Annotated in this window: 24 protein-coding genes; 1 reads left to right on the top strand and 23 read right to left on the bottom strand. The window is 62.7% G+C overall.

From position 1 onward, the window contains the following. Positions 1-22: 22 nt before the first annotated feature. The 4 genes from FE851_RS05905 to FE851_RS05890 form a co-directional block, all read right to left on the bottom strand. Positions 23-1,402 (bottom strand): sensor histidine kinase, encoded by a 1,380-nt coding sequence (locus FE851_RS05905; RefSeq protein ID WP_145200645.1) that lies wholly within the window; start codon positions 1,400-1,402, stop codon positions 23-25. Continuing rightward, positions 1,399-2,487, bottom strand: a complete 1,089-nt coding sequence (locus tag FE851_RS05900) for a DUF2336 domain-containing protein (protein WP_145200642.1) — start codon at positions 2,485-2,487, stop codon at positions 1,399-1,401. Before FE851_RS05900 ends, FE851_RS05905 begins: the two co-directional genes overlap by 4 nt. A 56-nt stretch (positions 2,488-2,543) precedes the next feature. Beyond that, positions 2,544-3,725: a hypothetical protein gene (locus tag FE851_RS05895; RefSeq protein WP_145200639.1), complete on the bottom strand. Its 1,182-nt coding sequence runs from the start codon at positions 3,723-3,725 to the stop codon at positions 2,544-2,546. Positions 3,726-3,815: 90 nt separating this feature from the next. Further along, positions 3,816-4,118: a hypothetical protein gene (locus tag FE851_RS05890; RefSeq protein WP_017184587.1), complete on the bottom strand. Its 303-nt coding sequence runs from the start codon at positions 4,116-4,118 to the stop codon at positions 3,816-3,818. Positions 4,119-4,199: 81 nt separating this feature from the next. Here FE851_RS05890 and FE851_RS05885 point away from each other — a divergent pair, with 81 nt between their 5' ends. Further along, positions 4,200-6,872, top strand: coding sequence for a hypothetical protein (locus FE851_RS05885; RefSeq protein WP_145200636.1), 2,673 nt, complete (start codon positions 4,200-4,202; stop codon positions 6,870-6,872). A gap of 71 nt (positions 6,873-6,943) precedes the next feature. On the opposite strand, the gene FE851_RS05880 is transcribed toward FE851_RS05885, so the two are convergent. From FE851_RS05880 to FE851_RS05790, 19 genes are all read right to left on the bottom strand, one after another. Continuing rightward, positions 6,944-7,213 (bottom strand): DUF1467 family protein, encoded by a 270-nt coding sequence (locus FE851_RS05880; RefSeq protein WP_130752697.1) that lies wholly within the window; start codon positions 7,211-7,213, stop codon positions 6,944-6,946. 9 nt (positions 7,214-7,222) lie between these two features. Beyond that, complete coding sequence (locus FE851_RS05875; protein ID WP_145200633.1) at positions 7,223-8,860, bottom strand: ribonuclease J; 1,638 nt, start codon at positions 8,858-8,860, stop codon at positions 7,223-7,225. After that, a complete protein-coding gene (locus FE851_RS05870; protein ID WP_017184591.1) occupies positions 8,860-9,639 on the bottom strand; it encodes a type III pantothenate kinase in 780 nt (259 codons plus the stop codon). The genes FE851_RS05875 and FE851_RS05870 overlap by 1 nt, the downstream gene beginning before the upstream one ends. A 14-nt stretch (positions 9,640-9,653) precedes the next feature. After that, positions 9,654-10,358 carry a biotin--[acetyl-CoA-carboxylase] ligase gene (locus FE851_RS05865; protein WP_130752696.1) on the bottom strand — a complete coding sequence of 235 codons (705 nt, stop codon included), beginning with the start codon at positions 10,356-10,358 and terminating at the stop codon, positions 9,654-9,656. Then, the gene (gene nuoN, locus FE851_RS05860) at positions 10,355-11,791 is read right to left on the bottom strand and encodes an NADH-quinone oxidoreductase subunit NuoN (RefSeq protein ID WP_145200630.1); all 1,437 of its coding nucleotides are present in this window, start codon (positions 11,789-11,791) and stop codon (positions 10,355-10,357) included. The genes FE851_RS05865 and nuoN overlap by 4 nt, the downstream gene beginning before the upstream one ends. Further along, entirely contained in the window at positions 11,791-13,356 is a 1,566-nt protein-coding gene (locus tag FE851_RS05855; RefSeq protein WP_145200627.1) for an NADH-quinone oxidoreductase subunit M, read from the bottom strand. Before FE851_RS05855 ends, nuoN begins: the two co-directional genes overlap by 1 nt. Continuing rightward, positions 13,356-15,449, bottom strand: a complete 2,094-nt coding sequence (gene nuoL / locus FE851_RS05850) for an NADH-quinone oxidoreductase subunit L (RefSeq protein WP_130752693.1) — start codon at positions 15,447-15,449, stop codon at positions 13,356-13,358. Before nuoL ends, FE851_RS05855 begins: the two co-directional genes overlap by 1 nt. A gap of 10 nt (positions 15,450-15,459) precedes the next feature. Further along, on the bottom strand, positions 15,460-15,765 hold the full coding sequence (gene nuoK / locus FE851_RS05845; RefSeq protein WP_004211745.1) for an NADH-quinone oxidoreductase subunit NuoK: 306 nt from the start codon (positions 15,763-15,765) through the stop codon (positions 15,460-15,462). Next, the gene (locus tag FE851_RS05840; RefSeq protein WP_017184596.1) at positions 15,762-16,373 is read right to left on the bottom strand and encodes an NADH-quinone oxidoreductase subunit J; all 612 of its coding nucleotides are present in this window, start codon (positions 16,371-16,373) and stop codon (positions 15,762-15,764) included. The genes nuoK and FE851_RS05840 overlap by 4 nt, the downstream gene beginning before the upstream one ends. A 136-nt stretch (positions 16,374-16,509) precedes the next feature. Continuing rightward, complete coding sequence (gene nuoI / locus FE851_RS05835) at positions 16,510-16,995, bottom strand: NADH-quinone oxidoreductase subunit NuoI (protein ID WP_017184597.1); 486 nt, start codon at positions 16,993-16,995, stop codon at positions 16,510-16,512. Then, entirely contained in the window at positions 16,992-18,041 is a 1,050-nt protein-coding gene (gene nuoH, locus FE851_RS05830; protein WP_017184598.1) for an NADH-quinone oxidoreductase subunit NuoH, read from the bottom strand. The genes nuoI and nuoH overlap by 4 nt, the downstream gene beginning before the upstream one ends. Positions 18,042-18,084: 43 nt before the next feature. Then, entirely contained in the window at positions 18,085-20,091 is a 2,007-nt protein-coding gene (nuoG, locus tag FE851_RS05825; RefSeq protein ID WP_145200622.1) for an NADH-quinone oxidoreductase subunit NuoG, read from the bottom strand. 2 nt (positions 20,092-20,093) lie between these two features. Then, positions 20,094-21,425 carry an NADH-quinone oxidoreductase subunit NuoF gene (gene nuoF / locus FE851_RS05820; RefSeq protein WP_019053667.1) on the bottom strand — a complete coding sequence of 444 codons (1,332 nt, stop codon included), beginning with the start codon at positions 21,423-21,425 and terminating at the stop codon, positions 20,094-20,096. Next, positions 21,422-22,090: a complex I 24 kDa subunit family protein gene (locus FE851_RS05815; protein WP_017184601.1), complete on the bottom strand. Its 669-nt coding sequence runs from the start codon at positions 22,088-22,090 to the stop codon at positions 21,422-21,424. The genes nuoF and FE851_RS05815 overlap by 4 nt, the downstream gene beginning before the upstream one ends. Continuing rightward, positions 22,090-23,325, bottom strand: a complete 1,236-nt coding sequence (locus FE851_RS05810; protein ID WP_145200619.1) for an NADH-quinone oxidoreductase subunit D — start codon at positions 23,323-23,325, stop codon at positions 22,090-22,092. The genes FE851_RS05815 and FE851_RS05810 overlap by 1 nt, the downstream gene beginning before the upstream one ends. After that, positions 23,325-24,128, bottom strand: coding sequence for an NADH-quinone oxidoreductase subunit C (locus FE851_RS05805; RefSeq protein WP_145200616.1), 804 nt, complete (start codon positions 24,126-24,128; stop codon positions 23,325-23,327). Before FE851_RS05805 ends, FE851_RS05810 begins: the two co-directional genes overlap by 1 nt. A gap of 1 nt (position 24,129) precedes the next feature. After that, positions 24,130-24,684 carry a NuoB/complex I 20 kDa subunit family protein gene (locus tag FE851_RS05800; RefSeq protein WP_026002669.1) on the bottom strand — a complete coding sequence of 185 codons (555 nt, stop codon included), beginning with the start codon at positions 24,682-24,684 and terminating at the stop codon, positions 24,130-24,132. Then, positions 24,675-25,049 (bottom strand): NADH-quinone oxidoreductase subunit A, encoded by a 375-nt coding sequence (locus FE851_RS05795; protein ID WP_017184606.1) that lies wholly within the window; start codon positions 25,047-25,049, stop codon positions 24,675-24,677. Before FE851_RS05795 ends, FE851_RS05800 begins: the two co-directional genes overlap by 10 nt. 128 nt (positions 25,050-25,177) lie before the next feature. Continuing rightward, entirely contained in the window at positions 25,178-25,990 is an 813-nt protein-coding gene (locus tag FE851_RS05790; protein ID WP_017184607.1) for an inositol monophosphatase family protein, read from the bottom strand. Between the last annotated feature and the right edge of the window lie 87 nt (positions 25,991-26,077).

Genomic DNA, 26,077 nt, shown 5'->3' with positions numbered 1-26,077 from the left:
GGGGCGCCGTTTTTCATGGGGATCAATCGTCCGCCGGCAATGTCAGGATGAAGCGCGCGCCTTCGCCGGGCGCGCCGCCAATGCGAATATCGCCATCCATCGCGCGGGCAAGGCGGCGGGAGATATAGAGGCCCAGGCCGCTGCCCCCGGAATCATCGCGGCCCAGCCGCTCGAACTTTTCGAATATCCGTTCGCGATCCGCGACGGCGACCCCCTGCCCCTGGTCGATCACCATGATCCGCGCCTGGCCATGATCACATTCGGTGACGATCCGCACTTCGCTGCCTTCGGGCGAATAGCGCACCGCATTGCCGACCAGATTCACCAAAATCTGTAAGACGCGGCGAAATTCCCCGATCGCGGGCATGGTCGCGTCCGGGTCCGGCGCTGATATGCGAATATTCCGGTCGAGCGCCTTGACCGCCAGCAACCCGGCAGCGCGACGGCCCAGATCCGCCAGATCGATCTCTTCTGCGATCACGCTGAAATCGGGTCGGTCGATCGCCTGCAAATCGGCGAGATCATCGACCAGCGCCATCAGATGCCGTCCCGCCGCTGCAATGTCCGTCGCGTAATCGGCATAGTCGGGGCGCAACGGCCCCTCCAACTGGGCACTGATCGTATCGGCGTTGGCGATGATCCGCCCCAATGGCTGGCGCAGCGACCGGTCGAGCCGTTTGCCGAATTCGCCCGGATACAGCGCAATTGCCGCCTCCTGCACCATCGGACCAGCCGCCATCTGCTCCAGAGCGAATGCCGTGCCGCGATAGCCGGTCAATTGTCCGGCCAGATCGAACATGGGAAAACCCGACAGGCGAAACGTCCGCGCCGGATCGCTGACCAGCGCTGCCGTCTGGTCACGAAAGGCGCGCCGCTGGGCAAAGGCGCGCAGCATCGCCATGTCGCCATCATCGTCAGGCTGAAGCTGAAAATAGCTGGAAAAGCGGCTGCCCGGCACCGGCGGATCGGGCGGCAGCGCGCCATGGCCGTCGTTTCCGGCCAGCACCATCTGGAACCGCAACTGCACGTCTATCTGCCAGTTCCAGCCATCGGCCAGCGCCGCAATATCCGCTTCACGCCGCGCTATGTCGGCTGGCAACGCAGCGACTGGTCGCTCATGCCAGTCAATGATCGACAGAGTGACGCCATCGCTGTCGGGCCGTGCCCGCACCCACATGTCGATGTCGCCATGCTGGGTCGCCGCGATGATCGGCCGCGAGACGGTAATGCCCAATCGCACGCACAGCCGCGCGATCGCCGCCAGTTGCGGTACCGCCACCGGCGCGCCAAGATCGCCCCCGGCTTCGCGCTGAAGCGCCAGCAAAGGCAGGTCAGCGCTGAGCAAAAGGCCGTCGGCGGAGATGAATGCCCGGATGATCGCGGGATGGGACGGCATATTCACGCGCCTGTAACCCGGCGCAGATGGTCCAGCCGTGAACGGAAAGCGGGCGGCGTGCGCAACGCGCTGACTGCTGCATCCGCCTGCATCTCGGTCAGTTGCTGATAGCATTCGGCCTCCGCCACGATGGCCGCGTCGGACAGTGAAGGACGCACCGGTTGCAGCGCCAGCAGCAAATGGCGATAATCGGCATCCGATCCGCCGAGCGAACGGCACAGCATCGCTACCTGTGCCAATGGTCCCAACACCAATATTTCGGTCGCCTGCACCGTGGTCATGCGCAGCCGCCGCGCCGCAAGCGCCGCAAACAGCAGAAAGCGGCGCTGTCCCAGCGCGACACCCATCAGTTCGGGCGAATCCGCAAGATCGCCGATCCGCCGCACCAGCCGATCCGCCTCGGCAACGGGACTGGCACTTTCGTCATGATCGGCAAGCAAGGCCCAGCCCGACCGCTCGAACCCGACCAGCATCGCGTCTCCCGGATCGGGCGCGCTCCGCTGAACCACAGCGGCCAGACAGGCAGCCGCCGTCCAGACCAGTTCGGCAAAATATTCAGCGGGCAGGTCCGGCCGCATCGGCCGATCCTCGCCGCCCGCCGCGATCCAGCGCCCCTCTGCCAGCGCCAGCGCAGACAGGGCGTCGCCGATCATCGGATCATCGCCCAGCGTGAGCACGCCCCCATCGCCATCGTCCGCCCGATCGACATCGGCCTGGCCGAACTGGCGCAGCATCAGGCTGACGCCGGCGCGCATCTGCATATGCGCCAGCAGCGCCGGCCCGATCAGCGTCGGTTGCGCCCGTACGGTCGGCCAGCAAATCGGTTCTGGCGAGCGCGACAATATGTGGGCGACATCCGGTGCGTGGTCGAGCGAGAGCCGCAGCGCCATCTCGATCGCATTCAGGCATCCGCCCAGATGCCGCCGCGTTTCCGCGATCAACGCATCGTGGCGCGCCTGTTCCTCGACCGGGAAAAAGAAAGCCAGATCGATGGCATGGCCAACCGGCACGGCGGACATGCCCGCCATGACTTGCGCCATCGGCCAGCTGTCCGCCATGACCGCACCAGTAAGGGACGAATAGGCGTTCATACCGGGACCATAGCCCGACGTCCTTAAAATGCACTAAACCCTGCTATCGAAATATATCAGTCGCGCGGGCGCAAGATGATCGCGCCAGCCGAAGCGATCAGCGCCAGCATTGCCACCCTGATACCCTGCGCCAGCATGCCCACCAATCCGACGAGCATCAGCATGAGCAGCACGGTGCCGGGCGTAACGATCATCCATGGCCGGGCGCCGCCGGTACGCCGCCAGCGATCCGCCACCAATATGATCGCGAGCAGCAGCGCCAGATCGGCGGCCATCGTGCTGCTGCCCGCCAACACGATGCCGGTCAGCGCCAGTAATGGCGTGACAAATGCCAGCCAGCCCGTCGGTGCCGGTCGCAGTGCCAGTTCCTCCAGACGATCGGCAATTTCCGCCAGTAACAGCGCGCCCAGCAGCAGCGCGAACCCGGTCAGCGTCCATAACAGCTCGACCGGCACCAGCGCGATCGCGGCCAGCGCGATGGCGGCGATCCGCACCTGCATTGCAGGAACCTGCATGCGCATCAGCGCCGGACTGATCATCCGGGCCAGCGGCGAAAGCAGATAATGTTCAACGCCACCCCGCGTCCGTGCCGACGACGCGCCTGCCGCCGTGACCGCCTGCGCGACCAGATCGGCCTGCTGCTGGGTCTCGATCAGCGCGACGCGCCCTTCGAGCAGATCATCCTGCGCCACGGTGACGCGGCGCGCGCCCTTCTGCACCGCTGCCCGTACCAGCGTGAGCGACAAATCCCAGTCGCCGATCATGTCGAGCGTGCCGAACAATAAGGTCGGACTGATTCGCGCCAGACCGGCCCAGCGCTGTCCCGCGTCGATCCGTTCGAACGGGGTGCTGGCGCGGCTGTCATCCGTGACCAGCAGGGCATTGCCCTCAGCGCTCGCCATCGCCTCGAAATGGGTCTGCGACACGATCGCCCCGTCGGCCACCAGCAAAACGTCGGCATCGCGCGGCGCATCCCGCACCATCGACACCATATCGCGCACCAGTGCGACCGCGATCCCGTCGGCGCTCAGCCGATCGACCGCCTGCGACAAGGCGGGGGTGATCACGCTCACCAATATCATGATTCGATCCGCACCGGCCTGCGCCGCCTGCCGCGCCTGATATTCCACCAGCGTCTGTCCGGCAAAATACAGACTCGCGCGCTGACCAACGGTCGTCTGGCCACCAGACGAATCGCCCGAAGCCCGGCTGGCGCTGAGAATAGCCGCGAAACTCATATCGTTATGGTATCGACCCGATTGTTGTGCAGCGGGCCTTGTCGCAAGGCTGGCGGCTTCGCGCAAGCGCAGCCGTACCGATGCTACAATTCAGGTCTGTTGCAGCCCCGCCAGCGCCGCGCGCAACCGGCGCAGCACGCGCGGATCACCCGGTGCGGCCTCTGCTGCCTCATCGGCCAGCGCCATCAATGCTGTAAGCCCGAAGCTGGCCGCCAGCCCTTTCAGCCGCCATGCCGCCAATTCCCAATTGGCGTCGCACCGCGCCCGCCCCAGCAGATCGATCTGCCGCTCGGCACTTTCCATGAAGGCCACGCGCAGGTCCGCGATCAGGGCGCTGTCATCGCCGACGGCTGCGGATAAAGCTGCATGAAGGGCGCCGGGATCATAGGACATAGAGACAGACGCTATCTGGCTTGCGTTAAGTTTTGGTAACAGGGCATTTGCGCGGACGGAAAAGCTGCTAGGATGCACGACATGACAGGGGGCAGCACAATCGTCGAGTTCTGGCGCGACGAATCAAGCGCAGCTAGCGACGCGTCGCAGGCGGATGACATTTTGCTTTTGAAACAGGCGTCTCTCAACATCGACGAAGATGATTCGGATGATGGCGCGGGCGATGGCTGGGTCAAACGCATACGCGTGGGCTTGAGCCTGCTCGCGATCGGCTGGGTCGGCTTTGCCGGCTGGGCGATTTTCGCGGCGGGCGACCTGCCCGGCGGCCCCTTGTTCTGGGCCAATGCCATCGCCACGCTGGTTGTCCCGCTCATCCTGCTGGGCCTCGCCTATCTGCTGTTGATGCGTAACAGCCGCGCCGAATCGCGCCGCTATCTCGACACTGCCCGTGCCCTGCGGACCGAAGCCGATCTGCTGGAACTGCGACTGGGACGGATCGCCACCCAGTTGGAAACCGCCCGTCAGTCGATGCAGCAGCAGGCCGAATTGCTCGACAGCTATGGCGCTGCGGCCAGCAGCAATATGGAGGCGTCCGCCGAACTGATCGCCAGCCGGTCCCAAGCAACGGTCGATCGCGCCGAATCGGCGGAGCGGGCAAGTGCTGCGCTGGTCGCCAAGATGGACTCGTTGATCGCCACGATCCCCGAACTGGAGGATCGCACCGGCCGGATGGCGGCGCAAATCATGGACAACGGCCATGCGCTGGCGGAACGAATCGATACATTGGAAGCGCGCCTTCACGCGCTGGCCGAATTGTCCGACGACGCCCGTGCCCGCACCCTGTCCGCGACCAAGAGCCTGTCGAGCCAGCTGACGCAGCTTCAGGAATCGACCCGCGCCGCCAATGAAGAAGTAACGGGCATGGCGGAAATCGCCGCCGGACGGATCGATGCGACTGCCCAGAGCGCGCGGCAGGCGATGGACCGGACCCGTCAGGATGTGGAAATTCAGGCAGCCGCTCTCGCGACGCTGATCGAAACCGCCGAAACCGGCATCGCCAGCACCAGCGACACTGTGCGCGCGGCCCTGATCGAGGATCTTGACCGGGCGCAGGCCGACCTGACCGCACGCCTCGACGCTGCCTTGCGCAGCGTGCGCGCGACGATGGCGACGACCGACGAAGGTCTTTCGCGCCGCGCCGAACATCTCGAAGCGCTGGTCGCGGCGGCACAATCGGGCATCGGTGACGTCAGCGAAACGACCCTGGCCACCTTGACGCGGGACATGGACGCGATCGAGAAGGATCTGCGCGAACGGCTCGACACCGCGCTGGCCCGCGCGCAGGAAGCATTGGCGCTGACCGAGGGCAATTTGTCGACCCAGTCGGCCGCGCTGGAATCTCTGGTCACCCGCTCACGCGACAGCCTCGACGCCATCGGCAGCGAGACGGTCACGGGTCTGGCCAACACGATCGGCGACGTGGAAAACCGCCTGCACCAGATGAACGAGGTCATGGCCGGGCAACATAGCCTGATGGCTGGCATCCAGTCGGGGCTGGACGAAACGATCACATCGACCCAGAATCGCTTTGCGACTCTGGAGGAAGTCGCCCTCGCCCGGAGCGAGAGGCTGACCGACGCACTTACGCGCCTGACCGCCGAAACCCAGCGCATCGACGGCGCATTGGCCAACGGGGGCGTGACCGCCGAAAAGCTGATCGGTTGTGCCGAAACCCTTCTCGTCGCCCTCGATTCGAGCGTGCGCGAACTGGACGAGACTTATCCTGCGGCACTGGAGCGGTTCGACGCCCGCTTGGAACAGAGCCGCGCTCTGCTGGGCCACACGACGCCCGAAATGGAGCGACTGGAAGCCATATCGCAGGCATTGGTTGGCCGGGCGGAAGAAGCCGAATCGATGCTGCGCGGCCAGGGCAGTCGCCTGACCGAATGGCTGGAAAGCACGCAGGGCGGGCTGGAGGCCAATCGCAATCTGGTCGAACGGCTGCGCGTCGCACTGGACGGCGCCCATCAGGATGCGACCCGCATCACAGAAGGCGCCGGACCCTTGCTCGTCACCGCGTTGCTGCGCGTCAAGGATACGGCCGATCAGGCCGCCGAGCGTGCGCGTCAGGCGCTGGGCCGGACCATTCCCGAAGCCGCGCAGGCTCTGGCCGACGCCAGTGAACAGGCGATGCAGAACGCGATTGGTGACAAGGTCGCGGCGCAGATCGAACAGGTTGCGCGCGTCGCCGAAGAAGCCGTCAATGCCGCGCATCAGGCGTCCGAGCGCCTGACGCGCCAGTTGCTGACCATCGCCGACACCAGCGCCAATGTCGAACAGCGTATCGAGGAAGCGGAGCGGGCGGCGGAAAATCGCGACCGCGACCATTTTGCCCGTCGCTCTGCGCTGCTGATCGAATCGCTCAACAGCACCGCGATCGACGTCGCCAAGATCCTGTCGAACGACGTCACCGATTCAAGCTGGTCGGCCTATCTGAAGGGCGATCGCGGCGTATTCACCCGCCGCGCAGTCAAGCTGCTGGACGCCGGGGAATCGCGCGAGATTGCGCTGCATTATGACAATGACGCGGAATTCCGCGATCATGTGAACCGTTACATCCATGATTTCGAAGGCATGCTGCGGATCATCCTGTCGGCGCGTGACGGCAACGCGCTGGGCGTCGCCATTCTCTCGTCCGACATGGGCAAGCTCTATGTCGCGCTGGCGCAGGCGATCGAGCGGCTGCGCCAGTAACGGACGCGCGCCGATTGATCCCGGCGCGCGCTTCGCTTCGACGTCAGGTGCGGGGCTTAATCCCCAAACCGTCAATTCTGGTGGGTATAACCTGGCAGCATATCCAGCGTGATCCAGCCCTGCACATAATTGGCGTAATAGAGACCGAACAGCAGTCCTGACAGAATGGTCGCGCGAAGCACCACCACGGCGGGCCTGAAATTGCTGGGCGCGCTATCCGCCTGCCCCTTGAGCAACTGCTCGCCCGTCTCGTCGGGCGTGCGGATGCCAAAGGGCAGCATGATGAACGCGCTGATCACCCAGAACAGCACATAGATGGCGAAGATGGCGTAAAGATTCATACGGGCGATTTAGGCCCGAATGAGCAACACGTCCACAATCGGTTTCTTGCCGGTCCAGCGCGTCGCCGCACGGCGTACGGCCAGGCGGATACGTTCACGCACCGCCTCTTCCTCATGCGATCCCTTGGCAATCACGTCCGCGGCATCATCCGCCGCTTCGGCCAGAAAGTCGGCCTTGTCCTCTTCCACCGGAACGCCCTGCGTCCGCAGCGTCGGTCGACCAATCAGCCTTCCTTTGCCGTCGAGCGCGACGGCCACGCTGATCTGGCCATGCAGACCCAGCTTGCGCCGTTCGTTCATGGTCGCGCCTTCTGCTGGCAGGATGACGTCGCCATCCAGCACCAGTCGACCGACCTCTTCCCGCCCAATGATCGCCGGTGCGCCCGGCGCCAGCCGCAGCAGATCGCCATTGGACTGCACCACCGCATTGGGGATGCCCGTCGCCAGGCCAAGCCGCGCCTGTTCGGCCATATGCCGTCGTTCGCCATGGACCGGCAGCAATATTTCGGGCCGTATCCAGCGATACATGGCTTCCAGTTCAGGACGCCCCGGATGGCCCGACACATGCACTTCGGCCTGCCGGTCCGTGACCATCACGATATTTTTCGCCGCCAGCGCGTTCTGGATGCGCCCGATCGCGATTTCATTGCCGGGGATCTGCTTGGACGAAAAGACGACCAGGTCACCGTCGGTCAGCTTGATCGGATGGCTGTCGAACGCAATGCGCGCAAGTGCGGCACGCGCCTCACCCTGACCGCCGGTGGCGATGATCATCACCTCATCGCGCGGCAGTTTCATCGCATCGTCCCAATCGACCGTCGGCGGAAAATCCTTGAGGTAGCCGCTGGCCTTGGCCATGCCGATGATCCGGTCGAGCGAGCGGCCCGCGACGCACACCTTGCGTCCCATCGCCGTCGCCACTTCGCCCAGCGTCTGAACGCGCGCGGCATTGGACGCAAAGGTGGTGACGAGCACCCGCCCCCTGGCCCCCTCTATCGCCTGCATCAGCCCTTCGCGGACATCGCCTTCGGAACCGCTGGCCTTGTCATTGAACACATTGGTGCTGTCGCATACCAGCGCCAGCACCCCCTGATCGCCCACCGCCGTCAACTGTTCCGGGGTCGAGGGGACGCCGAGCAGCGGCTGATCGTCCAGCTTCCAGTCGCCGGTATGGAATATGCGGCCATAGGGCGTATCGATCACCAGCGCATTGCCTTCCGGGATGGAATGCGCCAGCGGCATGTAACGGAAGCCGAACGGCCCCAGTTCGAAGCTGCCTTCATTGGGAATGACGTGAAGCTTGACCTCCTTGGTCAGCCCCTCTTCCTCCAGCTTCAGGCGGATAAGGCCAGCAGTAAACGGCGTCGCATAGAGCGGCACGCCCAGGTCGGCCGCCAGATAGGGGATCGCGCCGATATGGTCCTCATGCCCGTGGGTCAGCACGATGCCGAGCAGATCCTTGCGCCGTTCCTCAATAAAGCTGAGGTCCGGCAGCACCAATTCGATACCGGGATAATTGGGATCGCCAAAGGTCATGCCGAGATCGACCATCACCCATTTGCCCTGGCATCCATATAGATTGACGTTCATGCCAATCTCGCCCGACCCGCCCAGGGCCAGGAAGAGCAGCTCATCTTTGGGTTTCATTACGCTTGTAAACTCCGTTCGTGCATCAGCGCGAGGCCCTGAACCGTCAGGTCCGGCGCGATCGCATCGAAAATATCGCTATTGTCATTGAAGAGGACCGCCAGGCCCCCTGTCGAAATCACTCTGGTCGGGCGGCCGATTTCGGCCCTCATCCGGGCGACCAGCCCTTCCATCATGGCTACATAGCCCCAAAATACACCAATATGCATCTGCGCTTCGGTCGTGCGACCGATGACCGATCGATTTTCCGGTGGCGCGATCGCGATCTTGGGCAGCTTCGCCGCCGCTGCGACCAACGCATCGAGCGACAGGTTGATCCCCGGCGCAATGATCCCGCCCTTATAAGCGCCGCTATAATCGACAACGTCGAATGTCGTCGCGGTGCCAAAGTCGATGACGATCAGGTCGCCTGCATAAAGATGGTGCGCGGCGATGGCGTTTACAACCCGGTCGGCGCCCACCGATCCCGGTTCGGCCACGTCCAGTTCGATGCCCCAATCAACCGGCGGCTGTCCCGCGACCAGAGGAGTCGTCTTGAAATATTTTTCCGCCAGCACCTGCAAATTATGCAGCGCGCGCGGCACGACCGTCGCGATAATCACGGCATGGACGTCCGTGATCTTATAGCCTTCCAGCATCAGCAACTGGTTGAGCCACACCGCATATTCGTCCGCCGTACGGCGCGGATCGGTCGCGATCCGCCAGCGCGCGCGAATGTCGCGCCCTTCGAGCAGCGCGAAAACCACATTGGTGTTGCCCGCGTCGATCGCGAGGAGCATGGCCGGTCCTTGGTTCAGGTGAGAAATATGTCGCCCGCGTGAATGGCACGGCTGTGTCCGTTCGCCAAGCGCAGGATCAACATGCCCTGCTGGTCGAGCGTATCAAATGCCCCCTCGACGCTCTCGCCATCGGCTTGAACCACCCGCATGGGCGTGCCGGTCGGGTGCGCGTTCAACAGCCAGTGCGTCCGCACCGGGTCCAGCCCCTGCGCGCGCCAGATCGCCAGCCAATGAGCGAACAGTTGCGCCAGTCGCTCCATCAGCACGCCAGCGTCAGCCTCCCTGGCGCCCTGCGCCAAAAGGCTGGTGACCGGACGATCCAGCCTGCGGGGATAATCGGTGACATTGATGCCGATCCCCACAACGATCGCATCACCGGCCCGCTCCAGCAAAATGCCTGCAATCTTCGCGCGATCGACCAATATGTCATTGGGCCATTTGATCCGCGCCTGCCCTGCACAGAGCGGCGCGACCAGTGCGTGAACTGCATTGGCCGCAACCAGCGCCAACGTATGCGGCATGGGGTCACTCGCGCGCAACCGGACCAATGCGGAACTATAGAGATTGCCGACCGGGCTTTCCCACCCCCGGCCCATCCGTCCCTTGCCGCCCGTCTGCCGCCCCGCGCGCAGCCAGATGCCGTCCGGCGCGCCCTGCTCCGCCAATGCCAGCATATCGGCATTGGTGGAGCCGGTCTCCGCGACGAAGCGAATGGTCAGAACAGGGACGCCGCAGCGGCGGCGCTCGCCTGATCCAGTAGGGGGTTGAGCAGATAGCCCATGACGATGACCACGGCGCAGGCGGTCAGGACGATATTTTCAACCGCCCCGCCCTTCGCCTCATAGGCGCCGGTCGGCTCGTCGAAATAGATCGTCTTGATGATCTTGAGATAATAGAAAGCGCCAATCACCGACGCCGCGATGCCGAACGCCGCCAGCGCGGTCAGACCAGACGCCACCGCCGCATCGAACACCAGGAATTTGGCCCAGAAACCGAACAGCGGCGGGATACCGGCCATGGAGAACATGAAGATCGCAAATCCGGCCGCCAGCCCTTTGCGCGACTGCGACAGCCCCGCGAGGCTGGCGATCGTCTCGACCGGCTTGCCGTCGGCGTCGCGCATCTGAAGGATGCAGGCGAACGCGCCGATGGTCATGACGACATAGATCGCCATATAGCTCATGGTCGCGGCAACACCTGCGGGCGTGCCAGCGGCCAGGCCGATCAAGGCGAAGCCCACATTGTTGATCGACGAATAGGCCATCAGCCGCTTGATATTGCTCTGGCCGATCGCCGCGACCGCGCCGAACAGGATGGAAGCAAGCGCGACGAAGATCACGATCTGCTGCCAGTCCATACCCGCCGGGCCCAACGCCTCGATCGCGACGCGGACGGTCAGGCCCATGGCCGCAACCTTGGGCGCGCTGGCAAAGAAGGTCGTCACCGGCGTTGGCGCGCCTTCATAGACGTCCGGGGTCCACATATGGAACGGCACGGCGCTGATCTTGAACGCGAGACCCGCCAGCACGAACACCAGGCCGAACAATTCGCCCTTGCCCACACCATCGCCCAGCGCAACGGCAATGCCATCAAACGCGGTACTGCCGGTAAAGCCGTAGAGCAGCGAGATACCGTAGAGCAGGATACCGCTCGCCAGCGAACCCAGCACGAAATATTTAAGGCCCGCTTCGGACGAACGCCCGTCCTGCCGCATGAAACTGGCCAGGACATAGGAGGCCAGGCTGTTCATTTCGAGACCGACATAAAGAGTCAGCATGTCGCCCGCCGACATCATCATGCCCATGCCGATCGCGGCAAACAGGATCAGGATCGGATATTCAGGCCGCAGCGCGCTGTCGGTAGAAAAGAAGCGCGGCGCAAGCAGGATAGCCACGGCGGCCGCCCCGTAGATCAGCGCCTTGGCATAGACGGAGAAAGCATCGGCACGGACCAGGCCGTCAAATGCATCCGGCCCATGGGCGATCGTGCTGGACAACGCCACACCCGCAACGATCAGCGTCAGCACTGACAATGCGTTGACGATCCGTGCGGTGCCATCGCCGCCAAAAGCAGCCACCATCAGCAGGATCAGGCCGCCGGCCGTCAAAATCAGTTCCGGCAGGACTGCCAGAAGGGAAGCGGAGTCGATCATCAGTGCGCCTCCCCGTGCGCAGGAGCTTCTTCGTGATGGGCGCCTTCATGCGCTTCGCCCGCAGGCTTGGGCGCACCCATCTTGATCTTGGAATCGCCGGCCGGCGCGGCTGGCGCCAGGCGGGCTTCGAGTGCGTGAATATCCGGGCGCATGGGCTTGAGGAAGCTTTCGGGATATACCCCCATCCACAGCACCACCGCAGCGATCGGCGCAAGCAGCCAGATTTCGCGACCCGACAGGTCCGGCATCGCGGCGGCATCGGCATTGACCTGCTCGCCGTAGCAGATGCGGCGATAGAGGTAGAGCATATAGGCCGCGCCAAGGATGATACCCGTGGTGCAGATCAGCGCCACCCAGCTCGATGCCTGATAGATGCCCATCAGCGACAGGAATTCGCCGACGAAGTTGGACGTGCCGGGCAGGCCGACCGACGCCATGGTGAAAAACAGGAACAGCATGGCGTAGCGCGGCATGTTGATCGACAGGCCACCATAACGGGCAATCTCGCGCGTGTGCAGCCGATCGTAGATGACGCCGACGCACAGGAACAGCGCGCCCGCGACCAGACCATGGCCCAGCATCACCATCATCGCGCCTTCGATGCCCGCCTGGTTGAAGGCGAACAGGCCGACCGTCACGATCGCCATATGCGCGACGGACGAATAGGCGATCAGCTTCTTCATGTCCGACTGAACAAGCGCGACGAGCGAGGTGTAAACCACCGCGACCATCGACAGGCCCCAGACCAGCGGCGCAAGCTGCGCCGAGGCTTCGGGGAACATCGGAAGCGAGAAGCGAATGAAGCCGTATCCGCCCATCTTCAGCAGCACACCTGCCAGAATGACGGAACCGGCCGTCGGCGCCTGAACGTGTGCGTCGGGCAGCCAGGTGTGGACCGGCCACATCGGCATCTTGACCGCGAAGCTGGCAAAGAAAGCCAGGAACAGCCAGGTCTGGATATGCGGATCGAAATTATACGCCATCAGCACGGGAATGTCGGTCGTCCCTGCTTCATGCACCATCCACATCATCGCGATCAGCATCAGCACCGATCCGAACAATGTGTAGAGGAAGAATTTATAGCTGGCGTAAATCCGGTCAGCGCCGCCCCAGATGCCGATGATCAGATACATCGGGATCAGGCCGGCTTCGAACATGATGTAGAAAAGATAGAGATCCTGCGCCGTGAAGACGCCGATCATCAGCACCTCCATGAACAGGAAGGCCGCCATATATTCGCCCACGCGCTTTTGAATCGCGTTCCAGCTGGCGCCGATGCAGATCGGCATCAGGAACACCGTCAGCGCAATCAGCATCAGGGCAATGCCGTCAATACCCAGCGCCCAGGCGAATTTGCCGAAGATCGGCGCATATTCCTGAAACTGCCATTGCGCGCCGCTGCCCGACTGGTCGAACTGCGCCCACAGGGCCATGCCCAGGACGAAATCGACCAGAGTGGCGATCAATGCGATCCAGCGCGCGCTGTTCGCGCCGACGAACAGACAGGCGATGGCCCCCGCCATCGGCACTGCCATCATCAGGGAAAGGATGGGGAAGCCGTCCATTATCGTGTCATCGCCCAGGTTGCGGCAGCGGCGAGGCCAATCAGCATCACCAGCGCGTAGGTGTAGAGGTAGCCGGACTGGAGCCGACGGGTCACTTTATTGCCCTGCACGACCAGGGCGGCCAGGCCATTGGGTCCGAACCGGTCAATGAAACCGATGTCCCCGAACTTCCAGAAGAAGCGGCCGATGGCGAAGGCAGGCTTGACGAACAGGAAGGTATACAGCTCGTCAAAATACCATTTGTTGAGCAGGAAGGTGTAGAGTCCACCAAAGGTCGCGACGAAGCGCTGCGGCCAGTCGGTGTTCCTGATATAGCTGAGATAGGCAATCAGCAACCCGGTCAGCATCACCGTGAACGGCGAGAATTTGACCCATTTGGGCACTTCATGCGCCGCGTGCATCAGATGACTGTCGAACGACAATGCGCCCTTCCAGAATTCGATGCCGCCCTCTGCCCCGATAAACTGATCGTGGAACAGGAAGCCCGCAAACACTGCGCCAAGGCTGAGCATGATCAGCGGGATCAGCATCACCAGCGGGCTTTCATGCGGATGATAGCCGCCCGTGCCGGCGGGAAGTTCATGTGCGCCTGCCTCAGCCGCATGCGGATCATGGCCAGCATCTTCCTGGGCCGGTGCGTTGTCATGCGCCGATCCATGGCCGTGGGTTGCATGATCGTCATGGCCATGCGCGTCATGCAGCGCATGCTGGATATGCTCGGACTGGGTCCAGCGCGGCTTGCCGAAGAAGGTCAGGAACACCAGACGCCAGCTATAGAAGCTGGTCAGCAGCGCGGCCAATACGCCGACGATGAACGCGCCGGTGCCAGCTCCGCCCGCAGCATAGGCCGCTTCCAGAATGCCGTCCTTGGAATAGAAACCGGCAAAGCCGACGCCGATGAGTGGCAGGCCAACGCCGGTGATGGCCAGCGTACCGAGCGTCATCGTCCAGAAGGTGATGGGAATGCTTTTCCGCAGGCCGCCATAATAGCGCATGTCCTGTTCATGATGCATCGCATGGATGACCGAACCGGCCCCCAGGAACAGCAGCGCCTTGAAGAATGCATGGGTGAACAGGTGGAACATCGCCGCGCCATAGGCGCCAACGCCCGCTGCAAAGAACATATAGCCCAGCTGCGAACAGGTCGAATAGGCGATGACGCGCTTGATGTCGGTCTGCACCGTGCCCACGGTCGCCGCGAACAGGCAGGTCGCTGCGCCGACATAGGTTACCACGGTCAGCGCCGTCGCTGACGTTTCGAACATCGGCGACAGGCGGCACACCATGAACACGCCCGCCGTCACCATGGTCGCGGCGTGGATCAGCGCCGACACGGGGGTCGGACCTTCCATCGCGTCCGGCAACCAGGTGTGGAGGCCTAGCTGCGCCGACTTGCCCATGGCGCCGACGAACAGCAGCAGGCACAGCACCGTCATCGTGTCGAAACGATGGCCCAGGAAGCCGATGGTCGATCCCGCCATCGACGGGGCCATTTCCAGAATTTCGGGGATCGATATGGTGTTGAACACCAGATAAGTCCCGAAAATCCCCATCATGAAACCAAGGTCGCCCACGCGGTTGACCACGAACGCCTTGATCGCGGCGGCATTGGCCGACGGCTTGCGGAACCAGAAACCGATAAGCAGGTAGGAAGCGAGGCCCACCCCTTCCCAGCCGAAGAACATCTGGAGCAGGTTGTTGGCTGTCACCAGCATCAGCATCGCGAAGGTGAAGAGCGAGAGATAGGCGAAGAAGCGCGGCTGATCCGGCTCTTCTTCCATATAGCCCCAGCTGTAGAGGTGGACGAGGCTGGACACGCTGGTGATCACCACCAGCATTACCGCCGTCATCGCATCGACCCGCAAGGCCCATTGCGCGTCAAAGCTGCCCGACTGAATCCAGGTGAACAGCGGCGTCACATGCGCCTCGGCGCTGCCGGTCAGGAAGCTGATGAAGATCGGCCAGGACATGGCGCAGCTGGCGAACAGCGCGCCCGTGGTGACGATCTTGGCGGGCAGCTTGCCCAGCGCCTTGTTGCCAAGGCCCGCAATGGCAGCGGCCAGCAGCGGAAGAAGAACGATAAGCTGGATCATGAGTTCAGGCTCAGCCCTTCATCCGGTTGACATCGTCGACGGCGATGGTGCCGCGACCACGGAAGTAAATGACGAGGATGGCAAGGCCGATGGCCGCCTCACCCGCCGCGACGGTCAGCACGAACATGCTGAACACCTGCCCGACCAGATCGCCCAGAAAGGCGCTGAAAGCGACAAGGTTGATGTTCACGCTCAAAAGAATCAGCTCGATCGCCATCAGGATGATGATGACATTCTTGCGATTGATGAAGATGCCCAGCACCCCCATCACGAACAGGATGGCGCTGACCACCATATAATGTTGAAGGCCGATCACAGCTCCACCCCCTGCCCTGCGGGCTGATTGATATTGCGGACCGCATCCTGCGGACGGCGACGATTCTGCTTGGCGATGTTCTGGCCCTTCACCCCGCCGCGTGCCCGATGGGTCAGGACGATCGCACCGATCATAGCAACCAGCAGGACGATGCCTGCCGCTTCGAACAGGAAGATATAGCGGGTGTAAAGCAGCGTACCGATCGCCTTGATGTTCGATACGTCCGGCGTGGCCGGCGCCGCGCGCTGCGCCAGTTCAATGGGACCAGCGCTCCACAGGCCAATGCCCAGCACGATTTCCGCCAGCAGCACCAGCGCGATCAGCAGGCCGAACGGCAGATAGCTGACGAAACCGGCGCGCAGTTCCGCAAAGTCGATGTCCAGCATCATGACGACGAACAGGAACAGGACCGCGACCGCGCCGACATAGACGATGACCAGCAGCATCGCGATGAATTCCGCGCCCAGCAGGATCATCAGACCAGCCGCGTTGAAGAAGGCCAGGATCAGCCACAGCACCGAATGGACCGGGTTGCGCGACAATATGGTCAGCGCACCGCTGGACACCACCAGGATCGCGAACAGGTAAAAGGCTAAGACGTGGATCACAGGATGGCCCCCGGAAACCGTTCGGGCTGAGCGAAGTCGAAGCCTTCCACTGAACGAAGTGAAGTGACTTCGCTGCGCTCAGTCGAGCCCTTCGACAAGCTCAGGGCGAACGGGTTTGAGTTAGACACGGCGCGCATTACCGATAAGGCGCATCGGCGGCAAGGTTCGCGGCGATCGCGCGTTCCCACTTGTCACCATTTTCAAGAAGCTTGGCCTTGTCGTAGATCAGCTCCTCGCGGGTTTCGGTCGCGAATTCGAAATTCGGCCCTTCCACGACCGCGTCCACAGGGCAGGCTTCCTGGCAGAAACCGCAATAGATGCATTTGGTCATGTCGATGTCGTAGCGCGTCGTGCGGCGGCTGCCATCCTCGCGCGGCTGCGCCTCGATGGTGATCGCCTGCGCCGGACACACCGCTTCGCACAGCTTGCACGCGATGCAGCGCTCTTCGCCGTTGGGGTAGCGACGCAACGCATGTTCGCCCCGGAACCGCGGCGAAATCGGGTTCTTCTCATAGGGATAGTTGATCGTCGCCTTGGGCTTGAAAAAATATTTCAAGGTCAGCCAGTGCGCCTTCACAAACTCCCAGAGGGTGAAAGACTTGACGTAATATCCGAGGCTCATTGTGCGCCTCCATAGCGCGTCAGCATGAGGAAGCCCGACACCAGAAAGACGAAGAAGAGCGAGGTTGGCAGGAAGATTTTCCAGCCCAGCCGCATCAGCTGGTCATAACGGTAGCGGGGCACCGTCGCCTTTACCCAGGAAAAGACGAAGAAGAAGAAGAGGATCTTGGCGAACAACCAGATGATACCCGGCACCATGTAGAGCGGCGCCCAGTCGAGCGGCGGCAGATAGCCACCCCAGAACAGGATCGCGTTCAGCGCGCACATCAGGATGACATTGGCATATTCGCCGAGCCAATAGAGCGCGAAGGCCATGGACGAATATTCGGTCTGATAGCCCGCGACCAGCTCGCTTTCCGCTTCGGTCAGATCGAACGGCGCGCGCGCCGTTTCCGCCATGGCGGAAATCAGGAACATGATCGCCATGGGGAAGAGCAGCGGGTTGAAGCCGTTGCCGTTGAGGAAGCCGTAATAGCCCTTCTGGCTCTCCACGATCGCGGTCAGGTTGAAACTGCCGGCCCACAGCACAACGCTGATCAGGATGAAGCCGATCGAGACTTCATAGCTGATCATCTGCGCGCTGGCGCGGATCGCGGAATAAAAGGGATATTTCGAGTTGGACGCCCAGCCCGCCAGCACGATGCCATAGACGCCAAGCGACGAAATCGCGAGAATGTAGAGCAGGCCGACATTGATGTCCGCCAACACGACGCCAACATCGAACGGCACTACTGCCCAGGCGAGCAGCGCGACCGTGAAGGTGATGATCGGCGCAATGATGAACAGCGCCTTGTTCGCCGCCGACGGGATGATCGTTTCCTGCAGGAACACCTTGGCCCCGTCCGCAAAGGACTGAAGCAGGCCGAAGGGGCCAACCACGTTCGGCCCGCGCCGCAGCGCCATCGCCGCCCAGATCTTGCGATCGGCATAGATGATCATCGCCACCGCCAGCATCAGCGGCAGGGCAATGACAAGGATGCCGATGATGGTCGACAGGAACCAGGCGCCTTCAAACGGCAGGCCCAGATTTTGGAAGAAAGCGGTCACTTCGCGCCCCCGGCGTTAACAGAGCGAACACGGATGAGGTGCGTCATTCCGCCGCCTCCGCAAATTCAACCCCATGGACCAGTTCGGCTGAGCATTGCTGCATCGTCGGGCTGGCGCGGCAGATGGCGTTGGTCAGGTAGAAATCCTTGATCGGCGAAGCCAGTTCGCCGGTCGCGCCGGTCGGCAGCTTGGGGATCGACCAGCCATAATCGACCAGTCCCTCGACACCCAGAGCAGGCACGGCCTTGACCATCTCGGCGCGCAACTGTTCGAAGCTGTCGAACGGCAGCGTTGCACCCATGACGTCCGACAGGGCGCGCAGGATCGACCAGTCCTCACGGGCGTCACCCGGTGCGAACACGGCCTTTTCGCCCCGCTGCACCCGGCCTTCCAGATTGACATAGGTGCCCGCCTTTTCGGCATAGCTTGCGCCCGGCAGGATCACGTCCGCCGCATGCGCGCCCTTGTCGCCATGGTGGCCGACATAGACTTTGAAGCTGTCCTCGAAGGCGGCATAATCCACCTCGTCCGCGCCCAGCGAGAAAAGCAACTTGGGCTTGGCAGCCGCCACCGCCTTGATCCCGCCAGCCGTCGCATAGCCGAGCATCAGCCCGCCCATCCGCGCCGCCGCGAAATGCAGGACATTATAGCCGTTCCAGCCGTCCTTGATCAGGCCCAGCGTCTCGACCAGCGCCAGCGCGTCACCATGCGCGCCATCCTTGGCCAGCACGCCGCCGCCCACGATCATCGCGGGCCGCGCTGCCTTGCCGAATGCCTCGACCACCGCTTCCGGCAGCTTGGCGAGCAGCGACGCATCATTGCCCAGCCACTCGACCTTGTAGGTCAGGTCGAACTCAGGCCCGATGCCGAAAACCTTGGCGCCCTTCTTGATCGCCTTGCGCAGCCGCGTGTTCACCAGCGGCGCTTCCCAGCGCAGATTGGTGCCGACCAACAGGATGACGTCCGCCGTTTCCAGCTCCGCCAGCGGCGTGTTGAACACGACCGACGACAGGCTCGACACGTCATAGGCGAGGCCCGTCTGACGCCCTTCGAGCATCGTCCCGCCCAGCTTCTCGACCAGCGCCTTGCCCGCGAACATCGTCTCGCAGTCAAGCAGGTCGCCCGCGACCGCTGCGACGCTGCCGCCATGCTGGACCGCCGCGATCGCCGCAAAAGCCTCCGCCCAGGTCGCCGGGACCAGCTTGCCGTCCTTGCGGACATAAGGCTTGTCGAGCCGCTTGCGCACCAGACCATCGACATTGTGTCGCGTCTTGTCGCTGGCCCATTCCTCATTCACATCGTCATTGATGCGCGGCACGGCGCGCAGCACCTGACGGCCCCGGCTGTCGAGACGGATGTTGGTGCCAACGGCATCCATCACGTCGATCGCATGGGTCTTTTTCAGCTCCCATGGCCGCGCTTCGAATGCATAGGGCTTGGCAGTCAGCGCGCCGACCGGGCACAGGTCCACCACATTGCCCGACAGCTCGCTCTTGGCGGCATGTTCCAGATAGGTGGTGATCTGCATATTTTCGCCGCGATAGATGGCGCCGATTTCCGGCACGCCCGCGACTTCCTCGGCAAAGCGCACGCAACGGGTACACTGGATGCAGCGGGTCATGACCGTCTTGACGATCGGACCCATATATTTCTCGGTCACAGCGCGCTTGTTTTCGTCATAGCGCGACGCACCGCGGCCATAGGCGACCGACTGGTCCTGCAAATCGCATTCGCCGCCCTGGTCGCAAATCGGGCAGTCGAGCGGATGGTTGATGAGCAGGAACTCCATCACCCCTTCGCGCGCCTTCTTGACCATTTCGCTGTCGGTGCGGATTTCCTGCCCTTCGGCAGCGGGCAGCGCACAGGACGCCTGCGGCTTGGGCGGTCCGGGCTTCACCTCGACCAGGCACATGCGGCAATTGCCCGCAATGGACAGCCGCTCATGATAGCAGAAGCGCGGAATTTCCTTCCCCGCCAACTCACACGCCTGGAGGACAGTCGCGCCCGCCGGGACGTCCAATTCTACGCCGTCAACTTTGACCTTAGGCATGATTACTCCGCTGCCTCCATCACAGGCGCGCCACGCTCGTTGATGCGGCGTTCGATTTCGGGTCGGAAATGCCGGATCAGCCCCTGGATCGGCCAGGCCGCCGCGTCGCCGAGCGCGCAGATGGTGTGGCCCTCGACCTGCTTGGTCACCTGATGCAGCATATCGATTTCGGACAGGTCGGCGTCGCCGGTGCGCAGCCGTTCCATCACCCGCCACATCCAGCCCGTGCCTTCACGGCATGGCGTGCACTGGCCGCAGCTTTCATGCTTGTAGAAATAGCTGAGCCGGCTGATGGCGCGCACGATGTCGGTGGACTTGTCCATGACGATGACGGCGGCGGTGCCAAGGCCGGAGCCGAGCGCCTTCAGCCCGTCAAAATCCATCGGCGCGTCCATGATCTCCTTCGCAGGGACCAGCGGGACGGACGAACCGCCCGGAATGACCGCCAACAGATTGTCCCAGCCACCCCGGATGCCACCGCAATGGCGATCGATCAGTTCGCGGAACGGGATCGACATCGATTCCTCGACGACGCAGGGTTTGTTCACATGGCCGCTGATCTGGAACAGCTTGGTGCCGCGATTGCCTTCGCGACCGAAGCGGTTGAACCAGGACGCGCCACGCCGCAGGATCGTCGGGCTGACCGCGATGCTTTCGACATTGTTGACCGTGGTCGGACAACCATAGAGGCCAGCGCCCGCCGGGAAAGGCGGTTTCAGGCGCGGCTGGCCCTTCTTGCCTTCCAGGCTTTCGATCTGCGCGGTTTCCTCGCCGCAGATATAGGCGCCCGCGCCGCGATGGACGAACACGTCGAAATCATAACCCGATCCGCAGGCATTCTTGCCCAGGAACCCCTTGGCATAGGCCTGCTCGACCGCCGCGAACAGCACCTTGGCTTCGTAGATGAACTCGCCGCGAATATAGATATAGGCAGCCCGCGCGCGCATCGCGAAGCCCGCAACCAGCGCGCCCTCGATCAACTTGTGCGGATCGTGGCGGATGATCTCGCGATCCTTGCACGAACCCGGCTCGGATTCGTCGGCGTTGATCACCAGGAAGCTCGGACGGCCATCCTTGCTTTCCTTGGGCATGAAGCTCCACTTCATGCCGGTCGGGAAGCCCGCGCCGCCACGGCCGCGCAGGTTCGACGCCTTGATGATGTCGATGATCGCGTCCTGACCCAGCGCCAGCAGCGCCTTGGTATTGTCCCAATCGCCACGCTTCATCGCGGCGTCGATACCCCAGTCCTGAAAACCATGGACGTTGGTGAAAATGCGATCGCTGTCGGCGAGCGGGCCGACAAACGGGGCCGGTGCAGCAGGTGCGTCGGTCATGCCCAATCCCCCCGATAATCGTGATTTTCGGACACCATCTCCTTGAGCGTGGTCGGGCCACCCTCCGGCGCGCTGGTCTGGCGATCGATCTGCGGCCCGATCTTGGGTTGGCCGCCCGCGCTAAGCGTCTCCAACACGGCGCTCATGCTGTCATAGGTCAGGTCTTCGTAATTATCGTCGTTGATCTGCACCATCGGCGCATTGGCGCACGCGCCCAGGCACTCGACTTCGGTCAGCGTGAACAGGCCGTCGGGCGTCGTCGCGCCCTTGACCAGACCCTTGTTCTTGCAGGCCGCAAACACATCGTCGGAGCCGCGCAACATGCAGGGCGTCGTGCCGCACACCTGCACATGATAGCGGCCAACCGGCGCCAGGTTATACATGGTGTAGAAGGTCGCGACCTCATAGACGCGCATATAGGGCATATCGAGCTGACGCCCGATATATTCCATCACCGGCACGGGCAGCCAGCCCTGGGTCTGCGTTTCCGCGCCGACCTGCCGCTGCGCCAGATCGAGCAACGGCATGACAGCGGATTGCTGGCGACCAGCCGGATAGCGGGCGATAATCTTCTCCGCCTGAGCGGCATTCTCCGCCGTCCACGCAAACGCGCCCCAGCGCGCGCGGGTTTCGGCTTCATCGGGGATATGAGGTGCGTCAGCCATTATCGGTCACATTCTCCGAACACGATGTCCATCGCACCCAGCACAGCGGTTGTGTCGGCCAGCATGTGGCCTTTCATCATGAAGTCCATCGCCTGCAAATGCGAGAAGGCGGTCGGGCGGATCTTGCAGCGATAGGGCTTGTTGGAGCCGTCCGCGACCAGATAGACGCCGAATTCGCCCTTGGGGCTTTCGGTCGCCACATAGACTTCGCCGGCGGGCACATGGAAGCCTTCGGTATAAAGTTTGAAGTGGTGGATCAGCGCTTCCATCGACCGCTTCATCTCGCCGCGCTTGGGCGGCACCACCTTGCGGTCGAAGCTGGCGATCGGCCCTTCGGGCATCTCATTGAGGCACTGCTTCATGATCCGCGCCGACTGGCGAACTTCCTCGACACGCACCATGAACCGATCATAGCAGTCATAATTGGTGCCGACCGGCACGTCGAAGTCCATGCGGTCATAGACGTCATAGGGCTGCGACTTGCGGATGTCCCAAGGAATGCCGGAGCCACGGATCATGGGACCGGAGAAGCCCCATTTCAGCGCGTCTTCCTTGCTGACCACGGCGATGTCGACATTGCGCTGCTTGAAGATGCGGTTGTCCGCGACAAGGCTGATCGCATCCTCGAACAGGCGCGGCAGGCGCGTGTCGAGCCAGTCGGCAATGTCGGTCAAAAGCTTCAGCGGCACATCCTGATGCACGCCGCCCGGACGGAAGTAAGCGCTGTGCATGCGCGCGCCCGACGCCCGCTCGAAAAAGTTGAGGCAATCCTCGCGAATTTCGAACAGCCACAGGTTCGGCGTCATCGCGCCCACGTCCATGACGTGCGAACCCAGGTTGAGCATATGATTGCAGATGCGCGTCAGTTCCGCGAAGAACACGCGCAGATATTGCGCGCGCAGCGGCACTTCCAGGTTCAGCAGCTTCTCGACCGCCAGGACATAGCTATGCTCCATGCCCAGCGGCGAACAATAATCGAGCCGGTCGAAATAGGGCAAAGCCTGCAAATAGGTCTTATATTCGATCAGCTTTTCGGTGCCGCGATGCAGCAGGCCAACATGGGGATCGCAGCGTTCGACGATCTCGCCCTCCAGTTCCATGACGAGGCGGAGAACGCCGTGCGCCGCGGGATGCTGGGGACCGAAATTGATCGTGTAATTCTGGATTTCCGTGTCGCCATAGGCCGGATCGGCGGCGTCGGTATGGTGGTCCAGCTTTTCGAGATAATCGGACATTATGCCTTGTCCTCCGGCTTGGCAGCACCCTTGCCTTCATCGGTCTGCGCGGCTGGCTTGGCCGGCGCTTCCTCTGACTTGGCCTTCGCCGCCTTGTTCGCCGCTTCGCCAGCGCCGGTATCGGCCTTCTTTTCGGTGGTCTTGGGCGTGGAGGTCGGCGGAGGGGCTGGCGTCGGCGCGCCGGGCGCTTCGCCCTTCGCCTTCTCGTCGCCCGGCAGAATATATTCAGCGCCTTCCCAGGGCGACATGAAGTCGAAGCTGCGGAAATCCTGCGCCAGCTTCACCGGCTCATAGACGACGCGCTTATCCTCTTCGGAATAGCGCAGTTCGACATAGCCGGTCAGCGGGAAGTCCTTGCGTTGGGGATGCCCCTTGAAACCATAGTCCGTCAGGATGCGACGCAGGTCGGTATTGCCCTCGAACACCACGCCATACATGTCGAACACTTCGCGCTCCAGCCAGCCCGCAACCGGCCAGATATGCGTGACGGTCGGCACCGGCTTGTCCTCGTCCGTCGACACCTTCACGCGGATGCGGTGGTTCCGCGTCACGCTCAGCAGGTGATAGGCGACTTCGAACCGTTCGGGGCGATCGGGATAATCGACCCCGGCAATCTCCATCAGCTGCTGATATTGCGCGCGATCACGCAGCAACGTCATCGCCTGCGACAGCGCTTCGCGCTGCACGATGAAGCCCAGTTCGTCGGCATGGTCGACCGTCTCGATCAGCATCGAACCGAGGATCGCCTCGATTTCCTGCACGATCCCTTCGATGGTCGCGATTTTCGGTGCGGAATGACCCATCTTAACGCTCAATCGTCCCGATCCTGCGGATTTTGCGCTGCAACTGCATCACGCCATAGAGCAGCGCTTCGGCAGTCGGCGGGCAACCCGGCACATAGATGTCGACCGGCACGATCCGGTCGCAACCACGCACTACCGAATAGCTATAATGATAATAGCCACCGCCATTGGCGCAGGAGCCCATGGAAATCACATATTTCGGTTCAGACATCTGGTCGTAAACCTTGCGCAACGCTGGAGCCATCTTGTTGCACAGCGTGCCCGCGACGATCATCACGTCGCTCTGGCGCGGGGACGCACGCGGCGCGGCCCCGAAGCGCTCCATATCGTAGCGCGGCATGTTGACGTGAATCATCTCGACCGCGCAGCAGGCGAGGCCAAAGGTCATCCACCACAGCGACCCGGTACGCGCCCAGGTAAACAGATCTTCGGTCGATGTGACCAGGAAACCCTTGTCATTCACTTCGCTGTTGAGCGAATTGAAGAAGTCCTGATCGGGCTGAGTCCCGACGGGCGGCAAGGTGCCGGGCGCCGGGCTATAGAGTTCTACTCCCAATCGAGCGCTCCCTTCTTCCACGCATAGACGAGGCCGAGCACCAGCTCCGCTATGAAAATCATCATCGTCGCCCAGCCGGCCCAGCCGATCTGGTCCAGGCTTACCGACCAGGGAAACAGGAACGCCGCTTCAAGATCGAAGATGATGAAGAGGATCGCCACCAGATAGAAGCGGACGTCAAACTGGCTGCGCGGTTCCTCGAACGCGGGAAAACCGCATTCATATTCGCTGAGCTTGGCCGGGTTCGGCTTGTGCGCGCCGGTCAGGCGACCCACCAGCATCGGCAGAAAGACGAATGCGCTGGAGAGCAGCAGCGCGACCCCAAGAAAGATCAGGATCGGCAGATATTGGGCAAGATCGACCAACGTTATCCCCTGGGCGAAAAGGTTGTGGGGGCGCTTTAGGCCTGCTGCATATGCGAAGCAAGGGGCCTAAGGACTGAGAATGAATCGCAAAAAGGCCAAGTGGCTGAACCGCTTGGCCTAGATGGCCTTTAGCGCAGGGCGTTGGCCACCAGCTTGTGCAATTTGCTGTGGATCGCGTCATTGCCCGCAATCACTTCCTTGCGCTCGATCGCCTGATCGCCACCCCGGAAGTCGGACACGAAGCCGCCCGCCTCTCGCACCAGCAATATGCCAGCCGCCACGTCCCAGGGTTGCAAGCCGCTTTCCCAGAAGCCGTCATACCGGCCCGACGCCACATGGGCGAGGTCCAGCGAGGCCGCGCCAAAGCGGCGAATCCCCGCGACCGACGGCGCGACCGCGCCGAAAATGCGGGTCCATTGCGCAAAGTCGCCATGCCCCATGAACGGTATGCCGGTCGCGATCAGGCATTCGCCCATGTCGCGCCGCGCCGACACGCGCAGCCGCTGGTCATGCCGCCACGCGCCACGGCTCTTTTCCGCCCAATAGCTTTCATCGGAAACCGGCTGATAGACCAGACCCGTCGTAATGTCGCGCTTGCCGCCATAAAGCGGCTCCTCGACCGCGATCGAGATGGCGAAATGCGGAATGCCGTGCAGGAAATTGGTGGTGCCATCGAGCGGATCGATGATCCAGCGCGGCTTGGTCGGATCGCCCTCGATCACCCCGCCTTCCTCCAGCAGGAAACCCCAGTCGGGCCGTGCCTTCTGCAACTCTTCGACCAGCGTCTTTTCGCACTGTTTGTCCGCCTTGGACACGAAATCGGCAGGCCCCTTGCGCGACACCTGAAGATGCTCGACCTCGCCAAAGTCGCGGCGCAGCTTGGAGCCGGCCTTGCGCGCGGCGCGTTCCATGACGGTGAGAAGGCCTGAATGGCTGACCATTTTTATGTCTTTCTCCCCTCCCGCTGGCGGAAGGGGTCGGGGGAGGGCATGTGATGGAGAGGGCGCGACCCACCCTCCCCTTGGCTT

The sequence above is a fragment of the Sphingobium sp. B2 genome (genome assembly GCF_007693735.1).
In the GTDB taxonomy this organism is placed as follows: domain Bacteria; phylum Pseudomonadota; class Alphaproteobacteria; order Sphingomonadales; family Sphingomonadaceae; genus Sphingobium; species Sphingobium xenophagum.
Note: the sequence above shows the minus strand (reverse complement) of the source record. Positions and strands in the feature narration are given on the sequence as shown.

Bases quoted from the DNA above. Each gene is read 5' to 3' on its own strand.
- FE851_RS05900 (WP_145200642.1), bottom strand. From the start codon at position 2,487: ATGAACGCCTATTCGTCCCTTACTGGTGCGGTCATGGCGGACAGCTGG.
- FE851_RS05895 (WP_145200639.1), bottom strand. From the start codon at position 3,725: ATGAGTTTCGCGGCTATTCTCAGCGCCAGCCGGGCTTCGGGCGATTCG.
- FE851_RS05890 (WP_017184587.1), bottom strand. From the start codon at position 4,118: ATGTCCTATGATCCCGGCGCCCTTCATGCAGCTTTATCCGCAGCCGTC.
- FE851_RS05885 (WP_145200636.1), top strand. From the start codon at position 4,200: ATGACAGGGGGCAGCACAATCGTCGAGTTCTGGCGCGACGAATCAAGC.
- FE851_RS05880 (WP_130752697.1), bottom strand. From the start codon at position 7,213: ATGAATCTTTACGCCATCTTCGCCATCTATGTGCTGTTCTGGGTGATC.
- FE851_RS05875 (WP_145200633.1), bottom strand. From the start codon at position 8,860: ATGAAACCCAAAGATGAGCTGCTCTTCCTGGCCCTGGGCGGGTCGGGC.
- FE851_RS05870 (WP_017184591.1), bottom strand. From the start codon at position 9,639: ATGCTCCTCGCGATCGACGCGGGCAACACCAATGTGGTTTTCGCGCTG.
- nuoN (WP_145200630.1), bottom strand. From the start codon at position 11,791: ATGATCGACTCCGCTTCCCTTCTGGCAGTCCTGCCGGAACTGATTTTG.
- FE851_RS05855 (WP_145200627.1), bottom strand. From the start codon at position 13,356: ATGGACGGCTTCCCCATCCTTTCCCTGATGATGGCAGTGCCGATGGCG.
- nuoL (WP_130752693.1), bottom strand. From the start codon at position 15,449: ATGATCCAGCTTATCGTTCTTCTTCCGCTGCTGGCCGCTGCCATTGCG.
- nuoI (WP_017184597.1), bottom strand. From the start codon at position 16,995: ATGAGCCTCGGATATTACGTCAAGTCTTTCACCCTCTGGGAGTTTGTG.
- nuoG (WP_145200622.1), bottom strand. From the start codon at position 20,091: ATGCCTAAGGTCAAAGTTGACGGCGTAGAATTGGACGTCCCGGCGGGC.
- nuoF (WP_019053667.1), bottom strand. From the start codon at position 21,425: ATGACCGACGCACCTGCTGCACCGGCCCCGTTTGTCGGCCCGCTCGCC.
- FE851_RS05815 (WP_017184601.1), bottom strand. From the start codon at position 22,090: ATGGCTGACGCACCTCATATCCCCGATGAAGCCGAAACCCGCGCGCGC.
- FE851_RS05810 (WP_145200619.1), bottom strand. From the start codon at position 23,325: ATGTCCGATTATCTCGAAAAGCTGGACCACCATACCGACGCCGCCGAT.
- FE851_RS05805 (WP_145200616.1), bottom strand. From the start codon at position 24,128: ATGGGTCATTCCGCACCGAAAATCGCGACCATCGAAGGGATCGTGCAG.
- FE851_RS05790 (WP_017184607.1), bottom strand. From the start codon at position 25,990: ATGGTCAGCCATTCAGGCCTTCTCACCGTCATGGAACGCGCCGCGCGC.